This is a genomic window from Alicyclobacillus sp. SO9 (genome assembly GCF_016406125.1).
GTDB lineage: Bacteria > Bacillota > Bacilli > Alicyclobacillales > Alicyclobacillaceae > SO9.
This window is the reverse complement of the sequence record NZ_CP066339.1, coordinates 1,825,031-1,840,256: the sequence shown is the minus strand read 5'-3', so window position 1 is coordinate 1,840,256 and position 15,226 is coordinate 1,825,031. Positions and strand designations below refer to the sequence as shown.

Here is a 15,226-nt window from a genome sequence, read left to right as displayed (position 1 = left end):
GTTTATTCTCGGTTTCCAACCTACTTTCAGATAAGTAACCCCTTTCGGGCAACTGCTATCCTTGTTACGTTAGTAAACTACGTCTAACTTACTGCCACCGTCGAGTCCTTTTCTCCATTAGCTTTCACTAACTTCTACGATACTACGACTCGAACTGACTTCTGTGTGTTCCGTTTTACCTTTCAGTAAAGGTTACTCAGTAGCAAATGTTTATCGCTATGCTGAGCGTACCACACAGACCTCCCCCGTTAAGGTGCATAGTCTTTCACTCCATCCATCTGCCACATTTACACAGCATACCTTCGGATAGTTATTGGGCTTCAGTTTGTTTAGCAACCTTACCCGATATGCCATGCCTTATATGTGATTTCTGCCCGTCAGACCAGAGATTTGCCGTCCGACTTCCTCCGGATTCCACCTCCCGATGGACACCCTTGTCATTGGCTATACACTTCCCACTATCAAGGTGTGTTAGGGACTTTCACCCATTAAGACTATGCCCATGCAGGGCGAACTAAAAGAACCCACACTGGCTACCCAGTGGGGCTGTTGTGTAAGTTGTTTATCGGCGGTGTCGGACCCGCTCTGGTAAATCATCAGAACAAGGTAACAAGGCCAGCGGATCTTCATCTGTCTCGTCGAGATTAGGTTCCCTACATCAGGCCGAAGCGATTTCACCGCTTTCTCGAAACCTTGACAAGTGTTTATAGACACTTTCCAACCTTTCCGCACATTTCCTGCCAAATAAAGCAGGTTCACCTACGTCAGTTTGGGATGAACGATAGGAAGAGAAAATAAGAACTGAGGAGTGGTCGCATGCCAGTACGTCACATGGACCTAACGGATGTGGAGCAAGTTGCGGTACTCTGTGACCAATTTGGCTATCCCGCCAGCAGAGAGGAAGTCGAAGAACGATTTCATTACTTACAGAGAATGATTGAGGAGCAGGTTTTCGTCGTCGAGGACAATATGGTTATTTTGGGGTGGATACACGTACAGGGCATTCATTCACTCAGTCTCCACCCTATGCCGAGATTCGAGGTATTGTCGTAGACCGTCAATATCGGCAGCACGGTGTTGGCAGGTTGCTGATAGCGAGAGCGGAACAGTGGGCCTTAGAGAACGGGTATCGAACCATACGGCTGAGGTATGGGACGGAGCGCCCTGAGTCGCATCACTTCTAGCCGAAACTGGGATACGAGCGAACGAAGACTCAGCATCATTATCAAAAGGTGCTGGCGGAGTCGTAATGGCCTATCAAAGTATCCTAAGGCACCGAGAGTAAACAGTCCGAGAACAGGCTATTTCGAAAATTAATACCTAGTCCAACTGGCCGAACACTGAACTTTGTAACACTGTGTCACACCTCTGTATCTTTATTTCTTTGCCTTTGTGACATGCGACTTAACAGCCAATTGCTAGGATACTTCCCTCTATCATGGGCTGGAGGGAGACGGGCAACATTGGGTCTTTCACCAATGCGCCTTAAATGTGAGGATCGTGATGCAACGCCACCATGGCACTTCTATGGCAAGTCAAAGAAATATGACTGTCTATGCGTGGTTCCTAATGTTTGTACAGGACGAGAAAGGTTGTTCTCTATCGGATAAGCCCCCGTTTGTTCAGGAGGACCAACTACTTAAAATGGTCTTCAATTACAACACAGTCCAATTATTACGAGTTCTTTGCTTCAATGTTCGCCTGATAGTATTGTCCAGTGGATGTTTCGAAAACAACTGAATTGGATGGAGGTTTCCCAGAGGATTCAAAGACGGTAAATGAGCCAGATACCTTGCCATGATACGTCACCGTTCCGAGTTTTTTCCCTACATTTTTCGGAGCGACTGACTTCACAATTTTATAAAGATGGCTGTGCCAACCCAAAACCGTACCTAATGGTAAGGCGTTTTGAAGCTGAGAATGAGCCGCACATCCCAACAGACCCAACATCAAAATGAACAAACCCATTAACTTTTTCACGGCTCTACCCCCTTCTCCAATGCAGACGTTCGGAAAGTGGTTTGAGTAACAACGTTCTGTCGCTCCACTGCCCCAAAATGCGATACAATCCAAAATATCCCTTCCTGAATAATTATGTACCGGCTGCGGTAAATCCTTCTCGACATCTGCCCCGTGTGTTCAAGAAATCATGGTTGGGATTCTTTGCATCATTCGTTCCTTTGACATTGGATCGTGACTTGGAAGGTAAACTGTAGGTTCTACACTGATAAATCGATGAATTCGATCAATCGTTTGACCTGCAAGATTTGTATTGGGAGAAACCCCGTCGACACTTCTATCAATCATAAGCTGCTCATTATATGAGGTATCACCTGCAAAGAGATACGTGATATTCCCGTCACGAAGAATAACGGACTGATGCCCAGGGGTATGTCCTGGCGTCGGAACAACTAACACATCTTCAGCTTTTGTAAGTGTATATCCCATTCTAAACGCACCATACTCCCCGACGGTGTAGCCCACAATTCTTGGTTCAAACCATTTGGGGAAATAGTTCGGTAAGTAGCCTCTTATTTTTCCCTTCAAGCCCAGAGACAGCGCATATTCCTGCCGTGATATAAGAAATTCCGACTCTGGAAAATGAGAGAGCCCTCCAGCGTGATCTGTATGAAGGTGAGTCATAATGACCCATCTCACGTCATTGAGAGACAGCCCTAGTTTTTTGATTTGTGGCCCCACTTCTTGTTCTGGTTCCACCTGCATTTGGACACCCAAACGGAAATACGGATGCCATTTGGGAAAATGAGACGGATTTGACGTTCTTGCGGTTTCCCCTGTGTCAATAACAATGATTCCTTCTGGGTGTTCGATTACCCAGCAGTATATAGGCAACCATTCTGTCCATGTCTTATCCAGTAACGTATTAATACGCCTTCCGACTGACCCTACTCCTTTCCTCTGTCTGGATTTTACTGAAACAAGTCCAGTTTCAATTGCGTGGATTTTCATTCTCAATCCCCCCTGTTATTTAGTTAGCGTACGCTAACTAAAAGACGCAAAGTTATTTAGCTTAAACCGACCAATCCTCGTATCCGTTCTTGGATCTCACTTTTCATGTCAATGAGAGTCGAAGGAAGTCCTCCCATATCACTAAACACGGCTAAGCGTGTGAACGCTCCTATGACCAGCGCCGCTGTTAAGCGTGCCGATTGCTTAGGAATTACGTCTTCCTCTATGCCTAACTGAATAAAGTCAGTCATAGCAATAATTGGAAAACGATGCGTGGTTCCCAAACGAGCAAATATCTCATGTCTTTGCCCCAGTAAGAGCAGACCAAAGCGATCTCTATCATGTTGTTCCAATATATCTACAATCATTTGATTCAGTCGATCTTCAAAAGGGCTTTCCAATTGGCGATAATAATCGACTAACCTTGAGTATCGATCAGAATATCTGGAAAACACAGAAAGAGCCACGTTATCCTTCGACTCAAAATGTTTGTATATAGCAGCATCCGTAACACCAGCTTCCCGTCCAATTTCTCGAACACTCGTCCCCTCGATGCCTCTACGGGAGAACAATCGGATTGCTGCGTTAACAATTTCATTCTCTTTACTGTCAGCGTGTGATTTCTTCATGACCATATGGTAAGCGTTCGCTAACCATATGTCAAAGTAAAATCCGAAGATTCAAGCTTTACTTGCCTGTTCTAACGACTGCACCACAACAATTTATTTTGAGGTCTTTTGGATAATGATGTTCCCGTCAAGCGGAGCGATATCAGGATGTATGTTCCAGCAGGGTGTATTCGGTTCCAGCGGATCTGCTATATCTCCATTATGGTCAACTAGTAGCGATGTCCCCTATACTCAAACATACCCCTGGGGCGAACGCTGCTCCTATGCGAAGGAGCCTGTGGGAAATCCTGTCGCTTTCGTGGAACGACATACAGTCTTCAGTGGAGGTCGATATTTCAACTGATGGTGAGGCGATGTGCGCAATGACTCTAACACCCGTTCAGAGCTTTCCCTTCATGCGAAAAGCTGTGCGGCCTGGCCTATGATGGAGAATATCTGTGGCATTCGGACGGAACAACAAAACACATATCAACGCTGGAGTTGACCAAACGAGTGTTTCAGAAGGAACGAAGCCTCTTTCTATGGCAAAACTGAGGGCTTCGTCAATGTTTTCGGTAGCATCTATATTCCTCACGAGGGTTAAAGAGCGGAAAGGGTATCATCGGGATCATTTTGAATATTTAGTTCAGGAATAAAGTATTAGTGTATCTCAGTGAAAGCATACTTTCCTCTTCCACAAGATTGTAAAAATCTAAAAAGACTGATATCATGCATTTAACCTAACGAATATTAGTAAGGATGAAAATGGGAGACTTTTATGAGCACCAGAGATAAAGTCATTCAGGCGGCAACTAAGCTCTATGCAGAAAATGGATACAAAGGTATGACTATGAAAGCAATTGCTAACGAAGTAGGGGTCAAGGCTCCGTCGTTGTATGCATTTTATGAAAGTAAAGAAGATATTCTGCTACATATTTACAATGACATCTTAACGAAACATCTGAATTTAGCAACAGAAAATATTGAAATAACTGGGGAATCAGTTCAGTATCAGTTGAAGCAGTTTCTTGATCAAGTGATTGCGTTTCAGTTAAGAGACTACACACAACTCAAAGTTTTTATTCGTTTGTTGCTATTCCCTCCTGACTTCTTTGAGATCAATCTAAAAGAAGAATTAAAGAAAGTCGTTGAACAGGAACACAAACTGCTCTGCAATCTCTTTAAGGTAGGAATGGAAAGAGGGGAATTAAAGAAAGCGGATTGTGATGCTCTTTCGTCCCAATTGCTTTGCATGATGGACGGTTGGTTTTGGGAAATGCAACGTTACAGCGAAGAGGTATTCCGAGAACGATATGAAATGGTTTGGGCTCAGTTTTGGAATAGTATTGAAGCGTAATAGAATGACTCGGTTACGTTGTCGAGGAAAAGGTAAACCGTTCCGAAAGGGCGGGACACAAAGCCACGGGGCTACAGCGCTTGCTATGCCGGCCGAGCTGCCGTTACAAGAGATAAATATGACGGCACATTCGGATGGGGGGATGTGTCTTTTAATTTGGGGGATAGAGGGTTGAATAATCTAAAACAACTCATCAAAGAATCGAGAGACTGGGCTACGGCCGACCGTGGCAGTACACTCTTTTCAAAAGTATCAAACGTGTTAAAGAATACATTTGGCTTGGATGCGGGAATGTTTATTTACCGGAGACAATTTGTTTTACAGAATGCTGATGCAAAGGATAAAGTCTATGAACCGTGGGGGCTTGATCACTCCGCAGCAGAACTAACAAAGATGCTGAATAAGTCGTGGATCACCGGAAAATCTTATGTTATTCCTGATCGGTGGTTGTCTGTAAACGAGATCTCTCCTGTTTGGCAAAAATTATGGACAGAACAAGGAATACGGTATATCGGAGCCTGGAAACTTATCATACAAAGCAAATGCGTCGGAGCCATTGTTGTTGGAAGAAAAACGGTGCCAGATGAGACGAATGATGAACTGATGTCACTTCTTGCGACACATGTCTCTCTCATTGGAGAAATGCTTGTGCTAAGGCGTATTGCAGAACATGAAAGTCGTCATGACGAACTCACGCAGATTTACAATCGTAGAGGTTTTATAAGTGAAATCAGGAAACTATCAAGAAGAATTGATGAAAACTTTATTATCGGTATATTAGATATCAACGATTTTAAGGGGATAAATGATGCTTATGGGCATGCAACTGGAGATTCTGTATTGATTGAAGTAGCAGAGACCTTAATCCAAAATATTGGTTCAAAAGGGTTATATGGACGTGGTGGAGGAGACGAATTTATGTTTGTTCTGCAAAGTGGCCAGATTGAAGCTGATCATGCAGCTTCATATGCCACCGATTGGTTTAAGAACAAACGATTTACTGTTAGCGTCGGATGTGAACTGTGGCAACCCAATAAGACAGACTGGGAAGTTTCCCTACAAATTGCGGATCACAGGCTCTATACTCGGAAGCAGAGAGAAAGATGAATCAGAGGTCATTTCATTTTCAATGGCATACGGATGATAAGCCTAGATGGAGACTGAAATATTGCTTGTGGTGCGTTGATTACATTTCCATATGAGACTTGTACTGAAAGAATATAGTATAAATATTCGGAACATCAATAGAATGATAAATATGGCGGCCAGAATGGATAGGAGCCACAAAAGCAGCCAGGTCTCATCAGAGTCTGGTTGCTTTTGTTGTTATGGTAAGCTTCTATTTCTAATAGTTCATCGGGGCATGCATTTGTTCTGTATAGTTAAATCCAGTATATCAGGAAAAATATGGGGACACTCCAAGCCGTCAGCTACCAATCTTTTTCTTCGTTTCAATCCTCCTCTTCGTCCTGCTCCTTTTCAATCTCCGAGACGAACGTTTCAATGTCCACCGAGTCCCCTGTTTCGTTCTGTAAAGCCTGTGCATATGCCAGAAACACTTTATAGGTAATCAACTCAACGACTGGATCATCAGGTGATCCTACCAACATTTTAGCCTCAGAAAAGATTGGGCTTTTTAATGATATATAGAAGTCATGCCCTTCTGCTCCTCTATAGGTGATGTCAGCTACAAGGCACCTAAACGGAGTGAATGCGGAATTACTTTGATACTCCATAATTCCGATGGTTTGAACAAAGCCTTCCTTCATGGAAATCCAGTGAGTCCTCGACAAGGCCAGGTTTCTATCGGATATTCTTTCATAGAGGTCAGATGCCATGAATTCGTCCACAAAATCATCATAGCTACTGACATCTTGACGTTGATACCAATTTGGCGATATAAGCGGCCTGGATAGTAGATTCGAGATACTGACGTCTGTTTCCGTATCCAGGTGATCAGAGATTCCAACGAAACCAGGCAATCTCCTATAGAAGTCTAATAACTTATCATCATCTATCGGAGCATCTTCAAACGACGGGGTGCCACCTTCAACGCCAACTGGTGACATCAGGTCACTAAGCAATCGCTCTATAGAATACTCGAGTGCCGCTTGGAGCTGCTCCTCCAGATCCCCTCGTCTTCCCTCGAGTATAATCCATACATGGACATGCACCTTGGCGGCCTTTCGAAATTCTGTGTTAGTAAACAGGCGTAAGTATGTCGTACGAACTTGTTCAATGAAGGACTGAAGATGCGTCAAGGAGGTTGGGCACTGTTTCAATTCCATCTCCACTGCACGAGCGAAGTTCTCTCCTTGTCTACCTACACTTCCTTTCTCATGGACGTTTGGTTCTTGATCTGCTTCTGAAAAATCGTGCATGCTGAGTACGAATTGCATAAAATTCGCCGTACGCTCGACTAGTTGCAGTTCTGCGGTTGAAATAACATCTTCCATTAGCTCTCCCTCTCTTCTAAGATGTGGAATTGCACGGAGGTACGATAGGCTATCATGCTGAGTGCTCATACCAGTATTCAAGGCCATAATTCGCTCATTTTCCATGAAAATCCTCCACCTCATATTTGCTAGGATACTTCCTGAGTTGTGCCTTGCCTCTGTAGAACAGGATACGGAGGATGCCATTTCTCGTGGCTGAAGGGCCTTGGAGGAACCTGTGGTGCAAAAGTTTTAAGCCCTCCTATTCGTCTTGTCCGATAGTGCTGAGTACATTTATGAACTGCAAAGTCTGCGAGACGACCTACCCTATAACGAAGTCTTGTAGCTAGCGTGAAATCAACCCTTTGTGCTAAAGCTTCTCCGCCTTTAAGAGGAGATAGCAAGCAATTGGGCACCAACTTTATCTTGGGTGACAGAATGGCCCGGTAGTTGCGTGCAGCCTTGACTCTCATATGGGTTTTAATGCATCCTCAATATCAGGAAGTAGGACCACGCCTCATCTAAGCCACCTATAATATAGAGTAAGTGCAGATTATGTTCCCCACTCCTTCTTACAAGATTTCTCCCACTCACATCACCGAACACATATTTGCTTGCAATACCTTGACGTGACTAAGAGAACAGCCATTGTAGTACAGAATTTACGGCTCCATTCCAAAGTGGAAAAAGACATAAATATAAAAAGACCGTCTTTTATCTGTCCCAGTCCCTAATACTTGCGCTATCGCACTGACCTTCCCTATGATGCCTTCATTAGCACAAAGGAGGCGATGCTATTGACCACTTATCAGGAGCTACCCACACAAAAGGACTTCGAAACAAACTTCTTGCCTAAACTCAAAGACAAAACTTTCTATTGTGCCATCTGCCAACGTACCTTCAACCGTGTAACCGGAGCGCATCTTCGATCGCATGCGGAATTACTCTTGCCCCAGCAAAAAATGAAGCCTGTCCGTAAACCCGAGTCGGCCATAAGTGCCGAAAAGGAAATGTTTCCAGACCAGACCATTAGTCCATGGACACAACGCCCTGAGAAACTATCTGAGATCTATGCTCGGCTTTTTGGTCCAACGAATCTACTCAAGGGTGTAGTCGAGAAGACGCTATCTCTATATGCCCCAAACCGAACCGAATGGACTGTGATGGAACACCTGCCACTCAAGGCTGAATGGCTCACCGTAACAGAAGAATCCACCGGTTGGCCATGGTTTTCTAATCCACTGAACATTGACCGTCTGAAGGAACATTTCCTTGGTGTCCATACGGTGGGTATCAAGGCCAGGGGAAAGTGGCGAACAAAGGTGATTGTTTTCGACGTGGATGCGGTTTCGCAACAAGGCGAAGGACCGTCTGACGCAGAAGCACGAGCAAAGAAAACCACTAGAGCCATTGTGCGAGTTCTTAAACGCCATAAGTTGACCCCCCATGTAGTAGGAAGTGGCTCAAAGGGATATCATGTCACGCTGTATATCGATTCCTTGATTCCAAACAGCATGGTCAAAAACCTGCACTCCTACGTCACTGACCATCCGGATGTACCGATGGAAGATGTCGTTGTAGAATTCTTCCCCTTGAAGAAAGCAGTCAAACTGCTACTCGGTATTCATTGGGGTAGCAAGAAATTCACAACCTTTGTAGATCCTTTGACACTTATCCCAATCACTGACCCCTACCATTATTACTTGCGCATCCAGCCGATGGAACGCACGTTGCTGGACAATTTTGTCCCGGAAGAAAAAGCAAAAAAGACAAGGAAGCGCAAGACACACCTCGACGATTCCTGGTCAGCGCAATCTGTTGAGATCGCCTATAAGATTGGAATCGAAGCCAGAGGCACACGTCATCATACGACCTTGCGGGCAGCGGCATACGTCGTGAATCATCTCAAGCCACACGGAAAGCGACTTGTACTAAGAAAATACAGCATACATATTCTGAACATGAATAAGTATGAGTCATAGAGAGTACAGGATGGATAGGAGGCGCAAAAGCAGCCAGGCTCCATCAGAGTCTGGTTGCTTTTGTTGTTTTATATCAACTTATATAAAAAGTACACTGAAAGACTCGCAAATACTGTAGACCCACCCCATGTTACGAAACAGAATCAGTTCAACTGACAACGGCTAATCGTATCTACTGTCACAGTAAATTTTTATAAATCTGCTGAACTATGTACGATTGAAAATGATAGTCAGCAATGCTTCCCCCGATTAAGAGAGAAGATGTTACGAAGTGTTTGTCACCGTATGCAATATAAACATCATCGCCCCGTTTCGCTTCATAAGAAATATTTGCCACAAGTAGAGTCCTCTTTGAAGTACCCGCACCCCTATCAGAAGAATATGTGCTTAGCTTTGCTGTAATAGTTTCAATATGTGACGGAAATGATGAAAATTTCATGTTAAAGCTATCTCTTCCATAAGCCTTCTGCCTGAACAGAGCATGATCGTCCACCAAATCAGTGAAAGACTTAGAGGGACCAATAAGCCCCAGGTAGAAATTTGGGGATACTAGAGGTTCAGATACTCTATGGTATAATAATGACGAAATTCCACGTTCCGGAATGTATTCTAGTGCACTCTCAAATTCTATACACTGCCTTGAAAGTGCCAATTTTTGCTCATCTGTCAGAGTGCCGAAAGAATTCACATTCAGACTCCAAGCTTGTTGTCCGACACGTACATTAGGCTCATGTTCAATTGGATTTTGGTACATCATAAGCTCCATGATCTCGATGACGCCTGCGCAGGTCCCATCAGTAGTCAAAGTATCACTATCTGTTGCTGAGGATTGTTTCAAAGCCCATCGTAAAGCGTATTTCTTAGCAGCACTCCGAAATTCCTTTTCTGAATGAAATTGTGCATAATCCCAGTACAAACGTTTCAATTCGTTATACATCTCCAGCGACGGGCTGAAGAGATGCGAAAGAACTTTTTGGGTAAACTCTTCCCCCTTCTTACGAAGAGCGTCAGTCTCAATAAGACGAGGAGGTCGTATATCCATCATCCACCGTGTCGACGAAATCTCAACCATAAATTCTATCGCTTCGTAGATCGTATTGCCGACAAGCTTCATTCTATTTGTCTCCTTCTCTACTGTTTCAACACATTATTTTAGTCCCCACCAATCATACATTAAGGTTGACTTATCGGATAGGAACGGGATTCACTGCTGGATAACTCATCTGTTCAAACTGCGGGATTCATCCCGCATACATCCAATAGCATCCAACTCACTTAACTATTTTGTACAGTTTCTGACGCACACGAACTAAGCCAGGAACCGTCTTGTTTTGGTTCACTGGCAAGCTCCGTCTATTCATTTAGTTGCTGGGACATTCAATCGATACATTTGAGAATTACAGTCAAACTTTATCGTGCCTCTGTGGCTCTATGTTTCGTCTATCGACAAGCAGTCAGTGTACCACTCAATGGAATCAGGGGATAACTCTGAATACTTCTGGGCATTGCAATATAAAAAATATAATATCCACCAAACTTCCTACACGATCCGTTTAAGTTTTCTGCTACTGGTATAAATCCCATCTCACCACAAAGTCTATCAGAGTGGGTATATTTACTTCTTTAAGGTTGACTATGGGAGACTGTCCAACTTAGTTAGGGGGCTTAAGAGATCACCACCTCTGTTTGACCACCTAGTGACCACCTCGACAACTCCACCATGTTCGGACAAGTTGGTGGTTCAACACAAAATAGACATGTTCTTAATGAAAATTCGGGAGTACGTAAACGGTGCTTCATTGGATGGAGCAGCCGCCAGAAGCTGTTGATCGAGACGCAATAGTTAAAAACCAACAATTTAATCGGCCCCAGGTAATGATGAGGGGCCATATCTGCAACAAGCCTTCCAGATGAACTCTCACACCCCAAAGTCTCGACAACATGATTCACGCACCCTGTCAGTCTTTATCCTCATCGATATGTACTGGGGCTGCCACTGCAGTCCCGAAGTTACTTCATCACGCTGGCTTGCTACCACCCTTGCTTCCGCATAACCTCTGTAAGGACTCCGATCATCTTCTGTTTCACGTCCTCTCCCGCCAGGACCTTATCATACAGGTCCTGCGCTGACACAGGCGGAAGCACGATTGTAGCATCCCCTAATCTCAGTTCCCATTTAAGCTGCCTACCGCCGTCAGGAGCCTGCACTGTGATACTCAGCTTGGACCCGTATTTGTATACATACCGAGCCAACGCATCCGTGATAAATTCCCGCATGGTCCAAATCAGGTGTGCCTTCAATTCCTGATTCCATTTTTCGAGGGCTTTCTCCCGGGAACCCGTAAGGACCGCTCGAGCACGCATTGCATCTTCATCCCCAACATAATCCATCATGAAAAACGATATTTCGGGACAGGTATTACACAAAGTTTTTACTTCGTCGAACAGCCACAACCCAAAGAAATCTTCAAGGCTGACGCTGGAGCTGGCCAAAGCTCGTGTGTTCCTCAACCATAACTTCTCCATTTCAGAGTCAACCTTGAATTCATCCTCCAACAAGATGCGGCACATCGATGATACCTTTAGGTAGGGCGCAAAGAACTCTGGATCCATCCAGACCGAATCTGAGTCGCATGAGTAAATCACGACCCCCACATCACTAACTAAAGGAATTTTGCTCAAGGTGCTACGTTTTGAATCGAGAGACAGATTAACCCATGTGCTAGAATCACCACTGTCCAAGGTTAGCGTCCCTCGTGTCGCCAACATGGCGTCTTCCTCCGAAAGTCCTAACCAACGGTTGTCCCACCTTGTGTCTTTGTTCATCAAACCAGCCTCCTTCGTAGCTTATTATTTCCTTACGAATGCTACACTAGAGAAACTTGAACGGATAGCGCAAGAATTAGTGCCGAGAAAGTGCACGTTTGCTCTCTGTAAACCCGCTCTACTACTGTGACATCTTCACCAAAGTGGCATCAGCTTGCCGGGTGAACTTGTCGGCAAATGTCATATTGCCGCTTCTGCACGTACTTATCGGAGTGTTGCTACACTGTTATACGTTTGAAGGCGTATTGGTTGCATTGTGCAGCGTCGTGAGTCTTCGCTTGTTCGTCCGACCGTGCAATATCCCTATTTTTCTTGTGTGCGGAGTTCTGTCGGTGATGTCACCTAGCGACTACAGAAATTGTTCGAGCTCACCGGTCACACCCATAAGCTGTTTCAGGTTAGTTGGCCATAACTTGAACTCTGGCACCATTTTTAGAAAGTCCTCGAATCTATAACCCTCTTTCAGATAAAAAGCTAAGGAATCCTGAAACGATACTCTTCTTCGACCCTTCGCCGGTTTTGGTGGGGAATGCGTTTTGTGATATGCCTCCTTGATGCACGGATACATTGTCATGAAATCCTCCATCAACCAGGTGGTAACGAGCTCTTCAAATCTACCTACGAATCCATTTTCATGGAGTACATGGTTGACCTGTTCGAGAAGTTCATCTTCCATTGCGAACTTCCCGCAAGAAATCACAAACAATTCACCAGCGGGGTCATAATGAGCGTTTACAACAGGGGCAATGCAACACTTTGTTCTGGCGTCAGAACGAACAGTGACCACGGCTTTGGCTCATCAATTAGATATTCGAGGCCTGATTGAATGGTTTCCCTGTCATAAATAACGCCCTCGGTGTAATTCTCAGGGATGCCTCCTCCTACGAATTCAATCAGAGCGTCGGGTGAAACTGACTCGAGGAAATTTTGTACCTCAGATATCCGTAATTCTCTATCCGGTTGCACCTCGGTCGATGCCACTAGGCTCGTGCCAGCCTGAGTACCTTGGATCAAGCGTATTGTGACTCAACCTGTGAGGCTGTAAGAAGTTGTGACATTTGAATCTCCTCCTTGAACATTTGTCTATAGTCCAATAATTGAAACTCGATAGACTAGATATCAATCACCTCGCCATTTGTCTTCGTAACCACGAGCTTAGAATAAATCCTTCTAGCTATAACAACATGCATCTATTTGACCAATGAATTATTTTCGGCAGAATTTCTCCTGAGAAGCATTTACTGCAGTCATGGCTGGCAAGAGGCACTAGGATCAGATTAATCTAAAGATTAGCTCTATTCATAGTAGGTCAGTCGTCTCTCATATGTAGTCACCGGTTTGTGAAAAAACTTCGCAGGAAGTGATCGAACTTCGGACGAAGATACCCTATAAACAATAATAAACATACAATACAGAAGGAGACATCTCAGTGACTGACAAACTGTATTCATCAAGTGAGAGTAACAAATTCTATGCAGAGCAGACACTTCTCGACATTGACAATCGATGGGTCAAACATAGCATAGGCCTATCGAAACTTATAAAATTTGTAAATGTGACAGAAACCCGTCAGTTGATTACTTTCACGGTAGCCATCTTCCTTGACTCTTGTCCGAAGTGTGGCGCAAAACTGCAAAAAGATAGAGACCGAAATCCCTCTCTTACCGATATACCACTGGAAGGAAAGCCTGTGAAACTTGAAATTAAAAGCTATTACTATCGTTGTACTAATGATGAGTGTGACGGTCCTGACACCTTTGATTTAACACATCTTGCAAAACCTCGATCTCGGAGCACCAATCGTTTGTTAGAGGAAGTTAGACGCAGAGGCCTAATGAAACCGAAAGATGTTGCTGACTGGGCAGGACTGACTATAAATCAAGTTCGACGAATTCGAAAAACCCCATTCCGCCTTAGCACACAACGTCTTCCCAAGGTACTTGGACTAATGGCTCTTCGATTAGACCATAAGTATCGGGCACTCTTTCTCTATGACGCAGCAGGATCCCCTAATGACGAAACCTACTTTTACAAAGTGTGCGGAGACTACCATCGGGAGGAACTACCACTTCAGGCAATTGAGCTAGTTGAACGAATTCACGATGCTTGGAACGAACTCTATTCAGGTGAACGTCTCTTACTCGTCACGCAAACGTGGCCACGGCAGAGGCCTCAACGAATCATGTCGATTCTAAACCCAAATAAGAAAAATGAAATTAAGATGGTTATAGACCCGTTCCATGTTCTTCGATTTGCTTATGCTCACACATTTAGAGGTCTTGGTAGTATTGCTATTAGGTTCAAAAATACAGGTGCCTACAAACCTCTATCAGCTCTTTTAGCATCGTGGTCTAGCTTCTTTTCATTGCACGACACTATGCCTGTTGAAATTTCCAGCCTATTATCCCAAGTCGATTCGACACTTCATACCAATAGACTTAATAAGTTGTATTTCTCAATGCAAGCAGCTTTGGATCTTTGTAATCCAAATAATCCACAGCCTCTAATTAAAGGAAAGCTAAAGCGGCTGCAGCAACTAAGCGGTGACATGGGGAAAGCCAGTGAACCATGGTTAAGAACCACTGATACCGTGGATGAATGGAAGGGCCCTCTTATAGATTCAATTACAGAAACTCGATTTCACCGAGACCTTGTACAGCAATGGTACGAGTACATACATACAGTTATCTATGAGAAGAACGGACTTATAGTTCAAGACGGTCAGTCACGTGACGAACGCCTTCAAGAGATTCTAAAATCTGCGTGGCTCCCCAATCCCATGACAAACGAGAATCGATTCCGTCCTGCTTTTTGGAAGCGTGGTTCAGAATTTTATACTGCAGATGTCGTAGCTTCACTTCGGAAAAATGACACATGGGATTTTGAGTTTGATGATTTTATGAAGCTCCCCTATATGTATGGCATCGACGAAGATGAAGTATGGAATCCCGAGGATGCGTACATCTTCCGAAAATAGTTCATTGGTCCTACCGATGTATGAAACTTTACCTCGCTTAAGATACGATGGTTTTTATAATCGGAGCCATC

The 15,226-nt window shown here is 44.2% G+C and carries 14 protein-coding genes and 1 riboswitch; of the genes, 6 read left to right on the top strand and 8 right to left on the bottom strand.

All coding sequences use genetic code 11. The annotated features are described in order from the left end of the window. Positions 1 to 816: 816 nt before the first annotated feature. Together GI364_RS08240 and GI364_RS25355 are read left to right on the top strand one after the other, a co-directional pair. A complete protein-coding gene (locus tag GI364_RS08240; protein ID WP_198854209.1) occupies positions 817 to 1,053 on the top strand; it encodes a hypothetical protein in 237 nt (78 codons plus the stop codon). After that, a complete protein-coding gene (locus GI364_RS25355; RefSeq protein WP_198853144.1) occupies positions 984 to 1,184 on the top strand; it encodes a GNAT family N-acetyltransferase in 201 nt (66 codons plus the stop codon). Before GI364_RS08240 ends, GI364_RS25355 begins: the two co-directional genes overlap by 70 nt. Before the next feature lie 490 nt (positions 1,185 to 1,674). Here GI364_RS25355 and GI364_RS08230 read toward each other — a convergent pair whose 3' ends face one another. The 3 genes from GI364_RS08230 to GI364_RS08220 all read right to left on the bottom strand — a co-directional run bounded on the left by GI364_RS08230 (position 1,675) and on the right by GI364_RS08220 (position 3,605). Beyond that, entirely contained in the window at positions 1,675 to 1,980 is a 306-nt protein-coding gene (locus GI364_RS08230) for a hypothetical protein (RefSeq protein WP_198853143.1), read from the bottom strand. Between the two features lie 159 nt (positions 1,981 to 2,139). Further along, the gene (locus tag GI364_RS08225; protein WP_198853142.1) at positions 2,140 to 2,970 is read right to left on the bottom strand and encodes an N-acyl homoserine lactonase family protein; all 831 of its coding nucleotides are present in this window, start codon (positions 2,968 to 2,970) and stop codon (positions 2,140 to 2,142) included. A gap of 56 nt (positions 2,971 to 3,026) precedes the next feature. Then, positions 3,027 to 3,605, bottom strand: coding sequence for a TetR/AcrR family transcriptional regulator (locus GI364_RS08220; protein WP_198853141.1), 579 nt, complete (start codon positions 3,603 to 3,605; stop codon positions 3,027 to 3,029). Between the two features lie 751 nt (positions 3,606 to 4,356). On the opposite strand from GI364_RS08220, the gene GI364_RS08215 reads away from it, so the two are divergent. Beyond that, on the top strand, positions 4,357 to 4,935 hold the full coding sequence (locus GI364_RS08215; RefSeq protein ID WP_198853140.1) for a TetR/AcrR family transcriptional regulator: 579 nt from the start codon (positions 4,357 to 4,359) through the stop codon (positions 4,933 to 4,935). 21 nt (positions 4,936 to 4,956) lie between these two features. Further along, positions 4,957 to 5,040, top strand: a riboswitch (cyclic di-GMP riboswitch). A 66-nt stretch (positions 5,041 to 5,106) separates the two neighbouring features. Next, complete coding sequence (locus GI364_RS08210; RefSeq protein ID WP_198853139.1) at positions 5,107 to 6,042, top strand: GGDEF domain-containing protein; 936 nt, start codon at positions 5,107 to 5,109, stop codon at positions 6,040 to 6,042. 344 nt (positions 6,043 to 6,386) lie between these two features. Here GI364_RS08210 and GI364_RS08205 read toward each other — a convergent pair whose 3' ends face one another. Continuing rightward, a complete protein-coding gene (locus GI364_RS08205; protein ID WP_233096063.1) occupies positions 6,387 to 7,391 on the bottom strand; it encodes a hypothetical protein in 1,005 nt (334 codons plus the stop codon). A gap of 776 nt (positions 7,392 to 8,167) precedes the next feature. Between GI364_RS08205 and GI364_RS08200 the strand changes: the two genes are divergently transcribed. After that, positions 8,168 to 9,352, top strand: coding sequence for a bifunctional DNA primase/polymerase (locus GI364_RS08200; RefSeq protein WP_198853137.1), 1,185 nt, complete (start codon positions 8,168 to 8,170; stop codon positions 9,350 to 9,352). 178 nt (positions 9,353 to 9,530) lie between these two features. Here GI364_RS08200 and GI364_RS08195 read toward each other — a convergent pair whose 3' ends face one another. The 4 genes from GI364_RS08195 to GI364_RS08180 all read right to left on the bottom strand — a co-directional run bounded on the left by GI364_RS08195 (position 9,531) and on the right by GI364_RS08180 (position 13,159). Continuing rightward, a complete protein-coding gene (locus GI364_RS08195; protein WP_198853136.1) occupies positions 9,531 to 10,466 on the bottom strand; it encodes a hypothetical protein in 936 nt (311 codons plus the stop codon). A 917-nt stretch (positions 10,467 to 11,383) separates the two neighbouring features. Next, positions 11,384 to 12,178: a hypothetical protein gene (locus GI364_RS08190; RefSeq protein WP_198853135.1), complete on the bottom strand. Its 795-nt coding sequence runs from the start codon at positions 12,176 to 12,178 to the stop codon at positions 11,384 to 11,386. A gap of 349 nt (positions 12,179 to 12,527) precedes the next feature. Next, positions 12,528 to 12,854, bottom strand: coding sequence for a hypothetical protein (locus tag GI364_RS08185; protein ID WP_198853134.1), 327 nt, complete (start codon positions 12,852 to 12,854; stop codon positions 12,528 to 12,530). A gap of 56 nt (positions 12,855 to 12,910) precedes the next feature. After that, positions 12,911 to 13,159: a hypothetical protein gene (locus GI364_RS08180; RefSeq protein ID WP_198853133.1), complete on the bottom strand. Its 249-nt coding sequence runs from the start codon at positions 13,157 to 13,159 to the stop codon at positions 12,911 to 12,913. 448 nt (positions 13,160 to 13,607) lie between these two features. Here GI364_RS08180 and GI364_RS08175 point away from each other — a divergent pair, with 448 nt between their 5' ends. Beyond that, complete coding sequence (locus GI364_RS08175; RefSeq protein ID WP_198853132.1) at positions 13,608 to 15,155, top strand: transposase family protein; 1,548 nt, start codon at positions 13,608 to 13,610, stop codon at positions 15,153 to 15,155. The last annotated feature ends 71 nt before the right edge of the window (positions 15,156 to 15,226 follow it).

What these genes read in the sequence shown, in the direction of transcription:
- GI364_RS08185 (WP_198853134.1), bottom strand. Translation starts at nt 12,854, where the DNA reads ATGGAAGATGAACTTCTCGAACAGGTCAACCATGTACTCCATGAAAAT.
- GI364_RS08195 (WP_198853136.1), bottom strand. Translation starts at nt 10,466, where the DNA reads ATGAAGCTTGTCGGCAATACGATCTACGAAGCGATAGAATTTATGGTT.
- GI364_RS08205 (WP_233096063.1), bottom strand. Translation starts at nt 7,391, where the DNA reads ATGGAAGATGTTATTTCAACCGCAGAACTGCAACTAGTCGAGCGTACG.
- GI364_RS08240 (WP_198854209.1), top strand. Translation starts at nt 817, where the DNA reads ATGCCAGTACGTCACATGGACCTAACGGATGTGGAGCAAGTTGCGGTA.
- GI364_RS08215 (WP_198853140.1), top strand. Translation starts at nt 4,357, where the DNA reads ATGAGCACCAGAGATAAAGTCATTCAGGCGGCAACTAAGCTCTATGCA.
- GI364_RS08190 (WP_198853135.1), bottom strand. Translation starts at nt 12,178, where the DNA reads ATGAACAAAGACACAAGGTGGGACAACCGTTGGTTAGGACTTTCGGAG.
- GI364_RS08220 (WP_198853141.1), bottom strand. Translation starts at nt 3,605, where the DNA reads ATGGTCATGAAGAAATCACACGCTGACAGTAAAGAGAATGAAATTGTT.
- GI364_RS08225 (WP_198853142.1), bottom strand. Translation starts at nt 2,970, where the DNA reads ATGAAAATCCACGCAATTGAAACTGGACTTGTTTCAGTAAAATCCAGA.